Origin of the sequence: Roseibium sp., from assembly GCF_025698965.1 — a bacterium.
Classification (GTDB): Bacteria; Pseudomonadota; Alphaproteobacteria; order Rhizobiales; family Stappiaceae; genus Roseibium.
Genome location: NZ_JAILWL010000234.1, coordinates 1 through 10,119, shown reverse-complemented (window position 1 = coordinate 10,119; position 10,119 = coordinate 1). Strand labels below are relative to the sequence as shown.

Here is a 10,119-nt window from a genome sequence, read left to right as displayed (position 1 = left end):
CGATGGTTTCAAGGGTTGATGGGAAGCTGAAGTCGGAGCGCTTGATGACGACTGCGACGAGAGCAAAGAAGAGCGTTCCCAATCCGGCCGCGCCGACCGACAGAACGATCGTGTTTACGACCGCGCGTACATAGGATGGTTGTGAAAATACACCGCCGTAATAGTCGAGTGTCAGAACGGACCAGGGCGCAATGAGCGGTGTCAGAAACTCGGTGAAGGATCGGACGATGACCGCACCCAGCGGCAGTGCGATGAACACCGCGCAATAGGCTGCCATCGCAATCGACAGTGGCCATTTTGCTTTTCCCAGGGCGATGCGCTTCGGTCGACTGGCCTTGCCCTTGATCGTCTCGTATTTGCTCTGATCTCCAAGCAGCCGCAATTGCAGCCAGACAAGGAAGGAGACGACGATAAGCAATATCGTGGCTGCGGCTCCGACCAGACCGAAATCCGGTCGGATCGCGGCAATGCCTTCCTTGTAGAGAAACGACGAAAATACTGTGAGGTTGGCGGGGTCGCCCAGCATGAGCGGGATCGAGAGCATCTCGATTGCCACGATCAGATTCAGCATGCCGCTATAGATCAGGGACGGCTTCATCAGAGGCAGCGTTACCTGTCGAATAACGGTCCAGGGACGCGCGCCGCAGATCCGAGCGGCGTCTTCCAGATTGGGGTCAATCGCCCGACCTGTTCCATAAACGCAATATATGTAGGTAATAGGTGCCTGCGCGATGCCGGCAGCCAGACCCATTCCGGTCAGGGAATAGAGGTTCCAGCCTCCCCCGACCCACTGAGTTACGAAGCCGGCCGGACCATAAAGCAGCAACCAGCCGAAGCCGAGAATCAGGTGCGAAACGAAGAGAGGCCACATGAACAGGTCGCCATAGAAACTGCGACCGGGCAAATCGGTTCGGCCGATCAGAACGGCTGCGATTCCCCCCACGACCTGGGATACAACGACCGTGATCGCCGCAAAGATCAATGTGTTGAAAATCATGCCGTAGAAGTCAGAACTGCCGGACAGGTTTGAAAAATTGTTCAGGGTGAACGACCAATCGTCCTCATATATCGGACGGTCTATGACGGCCTGCACCAATACTGGCACGATGGGTGCGAATACGAGGAAAATCGTGGCCGCCGCCAGTGACCACTGGACCAGCCTGTCGGTCGATTGATGCGATACAGCAAGACTTGCTGCTTTTGCGTTGGCATTCATGTTGTCATCTATTCTTAACTAGGCAACCGGACCCGGACTGGCTCTTATGAAGCCAGTCCTTGGGCGGATCTTGTTGCTGTAAACATACCGCGGCGTGCCTGTACGAACGAAAGTCATGAGTTCTTCCGTTGCCTGGTGTTCAAACCTGTCGGTGTTATTGACCAGGTTTCGGTGACATTAGCCCTGGCACGCCGCGGATGGGGCGATCGCGGAGGAAGCAGACCGCCCGGCTCCTGGCAAAGTCAGTTCCTGTTGAACGTCTTTTTCCAGCGAGCGGAGAATTCGTCACCAGCCCTGATCATGTCCTCATCATAGTCAATCAGAATGATGCGCCCTCCGGTTTTCTCGACAATGGTGCCAAAGGTTTCGTAGGGTACCTCTTCAGGGCCAATGTCTTCCCGATAGGGTGTGAAACCGCCCTTGCCGACGGCAATCTGACCTTCCCTGGACACAATGTAGTCAAGCATGAGTTTGGCAGCGTTGACGTTTTTCGCGTGTTTCGGAATTGCCATTCCACGGAGAAACAGCGGCGTACCGTCCTCGAAAAAAGTCCATTCGACGAGTTTGCTCAAGGCACCTTCCATGCGAGGAAAAAGGACCGTGCTCGAGACGAACAGGGCGGCCGAATTTTCACCGGAGACGAGTTTCTCGATCATGCCTCCGGAACCACCGCCCGGCCGCGCGGCTTTTCCGACCTTTTCCATCAAAGCCCAACCGGTTTCGCCATGGTCACGCAGAAAGGCCCAGTTGATGGATTGGCCGAATCCGAGAGCTCCGTCATAGGTTCCGATCTTGCCGTCAAATACTTCCGGGTTCGCTTCAACCGCATCCGCGAAACCTGAAAATGTCGCGGCCCGCAATTGTTCCGGTACAGTGACCTTGTTGTAGGCAAGCAGCATCGGGTCGGTCGAAAAGGTGTAGATCCCCGGCAATGGCATGGACCAGTCCGGCAGTTCGTCGCTGTGAACCGTCTGGTAGTCGATGGCTTCACTCTTGTTCGCGAAATCGATCCAGTCCGTGATCGATCCGGTTACCATCAGATCGGCAGAAGGTGCGCCAGTACCGGTTTCAGCAAAATAGCGGGTAAACACTTCGGATCCGCCGAGATCAGTGGTTTCGACGCTGATCCAGGGGTATTTGGCTTCAAACCCCTCCTTGATGTACTTCCAGTTTTCCGGTCCCATGTTTGAGTAAATGTGCAGAACCGTCTCGCTGTCTTGCGACGCCTTGATAAGGTCGTCCTGCGAACCTGCGAATGCGCTTCCGCAAATCGAGCAGGCCATTCCGCCGATCGACAGAAATGTACCCACAATTTTCAGCATACTCATTTGGTTTCCTCCCAGTTAGAGATTGCCATTCAATGATCAAATCCCGAAATTCCGAACCCGCTTCGGCTCGATTTCGCCCAACGAAATGTCTTCAAAAAAACTGAGAACACGCCCGAACATCGGCTCAAGTTGGTGAGCCACATCGGGGATCAGTTCAATTTCTGAAGACACGTTGAGATCTTTCAGCGCGCGATGAAGCGTCTGAAGGCGTTCAACCCGGTTTCTGCCGCCAAATTCCGTGACGCTGTTTTGGTAAGCGCTGTTCCTGGCCGGCAGAATTTCCGTCTCGTCAGTGTCCGCGGCGCCGACAAGAAGTTGAAATCTGATGCGTGAAAACTGTTCCAGGGAGAATTCACTGCCGAAGCGTTCCTGCAGATCATGCGTGCCGCGCCACCAGCTGTCGCGTAGACCGGGTATCGAGATTGTGCCTGGAGCAGCGATGCTGGCTGCAGCTATACGGTCGGGCCTGACAATTGCGTATCGGTGTGCACACTGGGCACCGCCTGATATGCCGAACAGGCAAATTTCGTCAAACGCGATTTGTAGACGCTTTTCGACTTCACCGATCATGTCATCGATGACGCTCACATAACTGAGGTCGCCTTCGAAAAGAAATTTGTAGCCATCCATGTTCTCTGGCTGACCCACGCCGCCGGGAAAAAGCGGGCAGAGAATGACGTATCGGTGTGTTTCGGCAAGGTTCTGAAACAGACGGCAAAGCTCCAGTGCATTGCGGTCGGAGCCGTGCAGGGCAACGAGCAGCCTGTGACCCGTCGGATCGCTGACAAAGCTCTTAGGCACGTGAATGCAGTAGGAAAAGCGGGTGTCCTTCCTGAGCGCTTTGAACGGTACCGTTCCCGCGCGTTGCGGCGTGCACGGTTCGTCATTCGGATTAACATCACCTGCAGTGGCTTTCATTCTGATCCTCCCGTCGGTGACACCAGGTTTCGCATCCGCGATGACCTGTTTGTCGACTTCCACGCTTTGATGGGGTTATATATTTTTAAAAATATTTTTGCAAATTTTTTTAAAAAAATGAATGCAAGTTTGCACCCGGTTACATGCTCGGAACATGAGGAATTTTGAAAACTTTAATAAAAATAGGTGTTTGATGCGCTCTCGAGCGAAGCAGAAATCAAACCACGGAAGCGTGGATTGCGTTTTGAAATCCGTGAACGCGCAGTTACTGAGAAGGCCAATTTCACAAATTTCTGGTTCTGGTGCCCTTTGACAGATGCCTTGAGAGCGCTGTCTTGAAGCGAGCAAGGGCTGTTGGAAAAGTCTGGTCGAAGGCAGGGGGAAACTTGTCGAAACGGCTACCATATGACCCGAGGCCAAAAGTGACGGGCGTTAGTTTTCGGGAGACGGGTATTGCGATTTTGGAAACCAGGAGGTGATCTCTCCTTCGGGATCAAACCCAAATTAGTGGAAACTCCGGTAGGGCCACGCGGTGATGCCGGGTTGCCGCGTCCCGCACTTGCAAGAATGCATCAGGCCAGCGTGATCTGCTTTTCACGCATCCCCCATCGGAGTGTCACGCCCAGGCTGGCGACCATGATCAAAAGCAACCCGCCAAGTTGCAGGCGGGAGATCAGATGGCCATAGGCCAACGCATCGACGACGACGGCAGTGGCCGGATACAGAAACAGCAGTACCGCGATCACAGGCGTGGAAAGCTTGGGGAGTGCATTATAAAGAATGACGTAAACGCCACCGGTATGAACAATCCCGATAACCGCGAGCCAGATCCATTGGCCGGGACCAAGCGAAGTCGGAGTGAGTGGCGTGACGGCAAAAAGCATCAGCACCCCGCATATGCATTGAACAAGCGCCAATTGAGAGGCCTTTATGCTCGTTAGCCCCTTGGCTATGACCGTCACGAGCGCGTAGAAAAACGCGGCGGCAAGGGTGCAGGCAATGCCGATGAGTGCAGACGCGTTGCCGGAGATTTCAGCATCGGTCAGACCACTGGAAAGCGTCAGGCCTGCAAGAGCAAGACAAATCCAGAGCAATGCCACCGGGTGCAGACGCTCAAGAAAAATGACCGCACCCAGAGCAACCACGAAAAACGGCTGAATATGAAAGAGTATGGTCGCCACGGCGATGCCGGTCCGGTGAATGCCTTCAAAAAACAGCACCCAGTTGCCGGTCATCAGATGCCGCTGACAACCGCCAGTAGCAGTGTTCGCGGTGCCAGGTGAGCAATGGTGACGAGATCTCCCTGCCAGCTGCAATAAAGCGCCAACATCAAACCGCCTATGACACAGCGGTAAAAAGCCACGGAAACGGGATCCGCGCCGCTTTCCAGAACGCACAGGCCGATCGTTCCAAGAAGCGCCTGGGCACTGACCAAGCCGATGAAACCTTGCACTCGAGCAGGCATGTCTGCCGATCCGTACTGTTGAAATCCGGATCAGGATGAGGTTGGTTTCATTATTCGGTCAAACGATATAATCTGAAGAGACTTTTCAAAAATGCTAAAAGATAATGCAGCTTGATCACACACTCCTCAGAACCTTCGTTGCATGTGTCGACGCGATGAGTTTCACACGGGCGGCCCAGATTGTGCATAAATCACCGGCGACGGTGTCCACTCAGATTGCCCGGCTGGAAGAGCGCCTTGGTGCGGTGTTGTTTGTCAGGGACACGCGCAATCTTTCGTTGACCCAGGCGGGAGAAGAACTGGACGTCTATGCCCGCTGCATCCTTCGATTGCATGACGAAGCGCTTGAAGCGTTCTGCCGGCCGGAAATGTCCGGATCTGTCTCGATCGGCGCACCCGATGACTATATCTCTGCAATGCTGCCAGACGTTCTTCGCCGTTTTGGCGCTCTGTTTCCCAGGGTCGAACTGAACGTTGTCTGTGCGCAGTCAACAGAGCTGATACCCAGAGTGGAAGAGGGTGAGATCGATCTGGCAATCGTGACCCGCACAGGTGGTGCTGCCGGAAAACTGATCCGGCGTGAGCCAATGGTCTGGATTGCTTCCAGAGACCTGCAAGCACTTCAGCGCGATCCGCTGCCTGTCGCCCTATATGAGCCCGGTAGTCAGGCGCGGACGATGGTTCTTGCAGCGCTGGGTCAAGGCAACAGGCGCTTCAGGTCGGCCTATTCCAGCTTCAGTCATTCGTCACTCTTGACCATCGTGGAAGCCGGTCTGGCGGTCGCCGCGGTAGCGCAGATGGCTGTCCCAACTGAACTTGAGCGTCTGGGCGGCAATGAGGGACTGCCTCCGCTTGAACCGCTCGATATCGTCCTGGTGCGCGGTCCAACCGCAAACACCAAACCCTGCGACGCACTGGTTGAGGAAATTCTGGACCGGGCAGGGTAGAGCCTCGGCCTCAGCTTCGGCCTCAGGCGTGTTCCTCCTCCTGATAGGCCGCAAGTTCACCGAGCGTGACCGGTTTGATCGGCGAACGGATGCGCAGAGCACCGGTTTCCTGTTGGCTGATGCCGTTTTCCGCAGACAGGATTTCCGTCACGGTCAACCCGCAATAGCGACCCTGACACGGGCCCATCCCGGAGCGGCCGAAGGCCTTGGCCTGGTTCGGCCCCTTGCAGCCAAGGGCGGCATAGCGGCGTATATCACCAGCGGTGACTTCCTCGCAGCGGCAAATGATCGTTGTGTCCACGGGCTTCAGGGTCTGTTGCGAAGGCGGATAGGCCCGATCCAGGAACGGGCGCACCGCAAGCTCCTTTGCCCGTGTTTCTAGGATAGGTGCCGACGAAGTTTCGAATGTTTCGTTGGTGATCAGGTCGAGCCGGTGCAAGGCTCCGAGTGCCGCAAGCTGCCCCGAGAGCGCGGCAACTGCCGCTCCCCCAATTCCCGCTCCGTCTCCTGCAACGCTGACGATCGGACTGGAAGACAGGCCAAAGGTATCCGTCACCGGAACAAAACAGCGCTGGTCCTCTTCATAGCGATGATCAAGCTGTAGGGATCTGGTGATCTGGGTGTTCGGAACAACGCCCTGATGCAGTAATACAGTATCTGTTTCGATCCGGAGCTCCCGGCCCTTCCAGGTGAAGGAAACAGCTTCTGCTCGGTCGGATCCCAGAACCTTTATGTCTCCTGCCCCGGTATATCTTCGCACACCAGCCCTTTTCAGCTGTGCGATCAGCGACAGGCCCTTCGCCAGATAGCGCCACCCGCGCAACGCACCGCCAAGATGCTTCATGGCCGCCTGAAGATCAGAGCCGGTCTGTGTCTCGATCATCGCCTTGGGTGGAGATCCGGCGGCAACCATCTGCGCGGCGATCAGGTAGAGCAACGGCCCGGACCCGACGAGAACGGCGTCTTCGGCAACCAGTCCGCCCGATTTCATCAGAATTTGTGCTGCGCCCGCTGTCAGAACTCCCGGCAGGGTCCAGCCCGGCAACGGGACGGGCCGCTCGGTCGCACCGGTTGCGACGATCACTTGTCGGGCTTCAAGTTGCTCTGCCTGGTTTTTCCGGCTGTAGGCAATGCGCCCGGTGCCTGTTATCTGCCATACGGTGATATCGGAAAGATGCTTTGCGCCGGATCGCTCAAGCGCCGTTACCAACGCATCACCCTTGGCATAGTCCTGGCCAAGGACTTCTCTTTGTCTCGGTGTGGCGATGCCGACATTGCGGTAGATCTGCCCGCCGGGTCGTGGCTGTTCGTCCAGAAGAACTACGGACGCACCGCGGCGATCGGCTTCAATGGCAGCCGCCATTCCCGCTGGACCGGCACCTATGATGGCTATGTCGTAAATATCCCTGCTCATGCCCGTAATGCCTCACGGGAATTCTCCGAACCCTGAGGAGCACTATCGTGCGGTTCGGCCGACACGTCCGGTCGTGGAATGCGCTTCACCACCAGCCCGTCCCGGACAGGGGTCATGCAGGCCTGCACGGTCACATCGTCGATTTGCACCAGACAATCGAAGCAGGCTCCCATCATGCAAAACGGACCGCGCGGGCTGGCCGAAACAGGTGTCGACCGGAATTCGGAGACGCCGGCGCCCAGCAGTGCCGCGGCCAGAGGCGTGCCTTCCTGTGCGGTGAACTCCCGTCCGTCAAAGTTGAAGGTAACCTGCCTTCCGGAAGCGGTTTCAAGCGGCGTGAACATCAGAATCTGGCCTCGCTGAAGTCGGAAAGGTCGGGCACCTGGTTGCTTCCCACCACCCAGTCGGGCAACAGGCGCGCATGCGCGGCAGCCAGGGTGATCCCGCTGTGGCAGGTGACGAACCGCGCACCCTCATATTTTGTCGAACGCTGATAGATCGGCAGGCCATCAGGTGACATCACCCTGAGGGCTGCCCAACTGCGCACCAGATTGACGGGGGCAAGGTGCGGAAAGACGTCGACCGCGTGCCGGGCCAGTTTTGCAATTGTGCCGAGGTCTTCCCGGTCGTCTGCACCGATTTCGGCCTTGGACGCACCAATCTGTACGCCGCCTTCATTCACCTGGCGCAGGGTGCCGGATGGATAGTTGAGGAAAAAGGGCAGTCTCTCGGTGATCAGAACCTGACCCTGCTGAGCTCTGACCGGTGCCTTGAAGCCAAGCTCGGGACCGAGTTCCGATGCGCCCAGTCCTGCGGCAAGAACAATTGCTTCGCCCTCCGCGCGGTCACCATTGGCCAGCCGCACCGAAAATGCGCGGTCTGCCGCTTCGATGCCGACGACTTGTGCACCGGTTCTAAGATCGCCACCAAGACGTCTGACGGCGCTGCTCAGGGCTTGCAGAAGCAAAAGTGGGTTCACATGGCCATCCATTGGCGAATACAGCCCGCCGATTACCTTCGGACCGATCTCAGGAACCAGTTTTTTCAAACCCGAATGGTCCAGCACCTCGAACGGATAATCACCACCGACAGCCTGCTTCAGGCTTTCCAGCGCGGCGATCCGGTCTTTCAACTCGGTTTCATCGGTGAAGTAGTCGACCCCGCCTTTCTGGCTGAGGGAGATGTCGATCCCGGTCAGTTTTTTCAGGTCTTCCGCATAACCGGGCCACAGACCGGCGGAGCGCCGGGACCAGTTGGAATATGACGGGCAATCGACCCCTTTTCCCTGGATCCAGACAAGGCCGAAATTGCCCCGTGAGGCACGAAAGTCACCGTCGCCGCCGTCCAGAACCAGGACAGACTTGCCCTGTTGCAGCAGGCCGAAGGCTATCGACAAGCCAACGACACCACCGCCGATTATGAGCGTCGTCATTGGTTCATCCCCTTCCGACGAAGACCCGGTCGAGACCGTAGAGCCTGTCGAGGATCAGCATCACAAGGAACGTCAGCACGATCAGAACCGTCGAGACGGATGCAATCAGCGGATCGATGGTCTGGGCAATGTGGTGGTACATTCTGACCGGCAGCGTCTGGGTTGCCGGTGAGGCAACGAAGATACTCATGGTGAGTTCGTCGAAACTGGTGATGAAGGACAAGAGCCAGCCACCGGCGACCCCCGGCAGGATCAGGGGCAGGGTAATCCGGCGAAATACGGTGAATTTCGATGCGCCGAGCGTATAGGCGGCATTTTCCGCATCCTGTGGCAGGCCGGTTGCCGAAGCCAGCGCGAGGCGCAGCGCGTAAGGCGTTATCAGGATTACATGGGCTGCCGTCAGGCCGACAAAGGTGCCTCCCATCCCGATCTGCGAATAGAACTGCAGAAACGCAACGCCGAGCACCAGATGCGGGATCATCAATGGCGACAGCAGGAACGCGGCAATCACATCCCGGCCGGGAAACCGGCGCCGGGCAATGGCCAGCGCGGCCGGCACGGCAATGACGACTGCCATCGTCGCTGACAACAGCCCCAGCCAGACGGAAATCCAGAAGGCGGAGATGAAGTCCGGGTTTTCCAGGATTGCGTGGAACCACCTCAAGGACAGACCGTCCGTCGGCAGGGAGAGATATCCCTTGTCGGTGAAGGAGACCGCGATCACCATGACCAGCGGAGCCAGGATGAAGGCGACAAAAAGGGCGTGAAAGGCAAGGGCAACAGGTCCGAGGCGCTGCATCATCGGCTCCTATTCAAAGACTTTGGCAAAGCGACGCTCGACCAGCTTGTTGTAACTGACGATGATCGCGATGTTGGCAACGAGCAGAAGAACGGCGATCGTGGCGCCGAGCGGCCAGTTGAGTGTGCTCAGGTATTCGTCGTAAGCGGCCGTCGCGACCACCTTCATGCGCCGCCCGCCGATGATGGCCGGGGTCGCAAAGGCACTGGCCGTCAGGGCGAAGACGATGATGCTGCCGGAAAGAATTCCGGGCATCGCCTGGGGCAGGGTGATGCGCCACAAGACGGTGAGTTTCGACGCGCCAAGGGTGAGCGCGGCATCTTCGCTTTGCGTGTCGATTTTCTGCAGCGCGGCCCAGACGGAAATCACCATGAACGGGACCAACACATGCACCAGGGCGATGGTCATACCGGTGAAGGTGAACATCAGGCTGACGGGTCCATCGGCAAAACCAAGCCCCTGCGCCACCATGGTCAAAACCCCGCTGCCGCCGAAAAACAGCGCCCAGCCGAGAGTACGCACGACCACGGAGATCAAAAGCGGCCCGAGAACTACCAGCAGAAAGATCGACCGCCAGGGATTTGGCAGGCGCGAGAGAAC

Annotated in this window: 11 protein-coding genes; 1 reads left to right on the top strand and 10 read right to left on the bottom strand. The window is 57.2% G+C overall.

Annotated features, from left to right (window positions below; translation table 11 throughout):
• The 5 genes from K5905_RS18570 to K5905_RS18550 form a co-directional block, all read right to left on the bottom strand.
• Nucleotides 1–1,216: iron ABC transporter permease (locus K5905_RS18570; RefSeq protein ID WP_297586497.1), on the bottom strand; the 1,216-nt coding region annotated here is incomplete at its 3' end.
• Between the two features lie 242 nt (nucleotides 1,217–1,458).
• On the bottom strand, nucleotides 1,459–2,544 hold the full coding sequence (locus K5905_RS18565; RefSeq protein ID WP_297586496.1) for an extracellular solute-binding protein: 1,086 nt from the start codon (nucleotides 2,542–2,544) through the stop codon (nucleotides 1,459–1,461).
• 36 nt (nucleotides 2,545–2,580) lie between these two features.
• Nucleotides 2,581–3,462: a hypothetical protein gene (locus K5905_RS18560; protein WP_297586494.1), complete on the bottom strand. Its 882-nt coding sequence runs from the start codon at nucleotides 3,460–3,462 to the stop codon at nucleotides 2,581–2,583.
• 572 nt (nucleotides 3,463–4,034) lie between these two features.
• A complete protein-coding gene (locus K5905_RS18555) occupies nucleotides 4,035–4,697 on the bottom strand; it encodes a DMT family transporter (protein WP_297586492.1) in 663 nt (220 codons plus the stop codon).
• Entirely contained in the window at nucleotides 4,697–4,927 is a 231-nt protein-coding gene (locus K5905_RS18550; protein WP_297586491.1) for a hypothetical protein, read from the bottom strand. Before K5905_RS18550 ends, K5905_RS18555 begins: the two co-directional genes overlap by 1 nt.
• Nucleotides 4,928–5,031: 104 nt before the next feature.
• Here K5905_RS18550 and K5905_RS18545 point away from each other — a divergent pair, with 104 nt between their 5' ends.
• A complete protein-coding gene (locus tag K5905_RS18545; protein ID WP_297586490.1) occupies nucleotides 5,032–5,874 on the top strand; it encodes a LysR substrate-binding domain-containing protein in 843 nt (280 codons plus the stop codon).
• Between the two features lie 22 nt (nucleotides 5,875–5,896).
• On the opposite strand, the gene K5905_RS18540 is transcribed toward K5905_RS18545, so the two are convergent.
• The 5 genes from K5905_RS18540 to K5905_RS18520 form a co-directional block, all read right to left on the bottom strand.
• Nucleotides 5,897–7,288 carry an NAD(P)/FAD-dependent oxidoreductase gene (locus K5905_RS18540; RefSeq protein WP_297586488.1) on the bottom strand — a complete coding sequence of 464 codons (1,392 nt, stop codon included), beginning with the start codon at nucleotides 7,286–7,288 and terminating at the stop codon, nucleotides 5,897–5,899.
• Complete coding sequence (locus K5905_RS18535) at nucleotides 7,285–7,632, bottom strand: (2Fe-2S)-binding protein (RefSeq protein WP_297586486.1); 348 nt, start codon at nucleotides 7,630–7,632, stop codon at nucleotides 7,285–7,287. The genes K5905_RS18540 and K5905_RS18535 overlap by 4 nt, the downstream gene beginning before the upstream one ends.
• Nucleotides 7,632–8,720, bottom strand: a complete 1,089-nt coding sequence (locus tag K5905_RS18530; protein ID WP_297586484.1) for an FAD-binding oxidoreductase — start codon at nucleotides 8,718–8,720, stop codon at nucleotides 7,632–7,634. The genes K5905_RS18535 and K5905_RS18530 overlap by 1 nt, the downstream gene beginning before the upstream one ends.
• Before the next feature lie 4 nt (nucleotides 8,721–8,724).
• Complete coding sequence (locus K5905_RS18525; RefSeq protein WP_297586482.1) at nucleotides 8,725–9,519, bottom strand: ABC transporter permease; 795 nt, start codon at nucleotides 9,517–9,519, stop codon at nucleotides 8,725–8,727.
• 9 nt (nucleotides 9,520–9,528) lie between these two features.
• The coding region (locus K5905_RS18520; protein ID WP_297586481.1) for an ABC transporter permease at nucleotides 9,529–10,119 on the bottom strand (591 nt) is incomplete at its 5' end.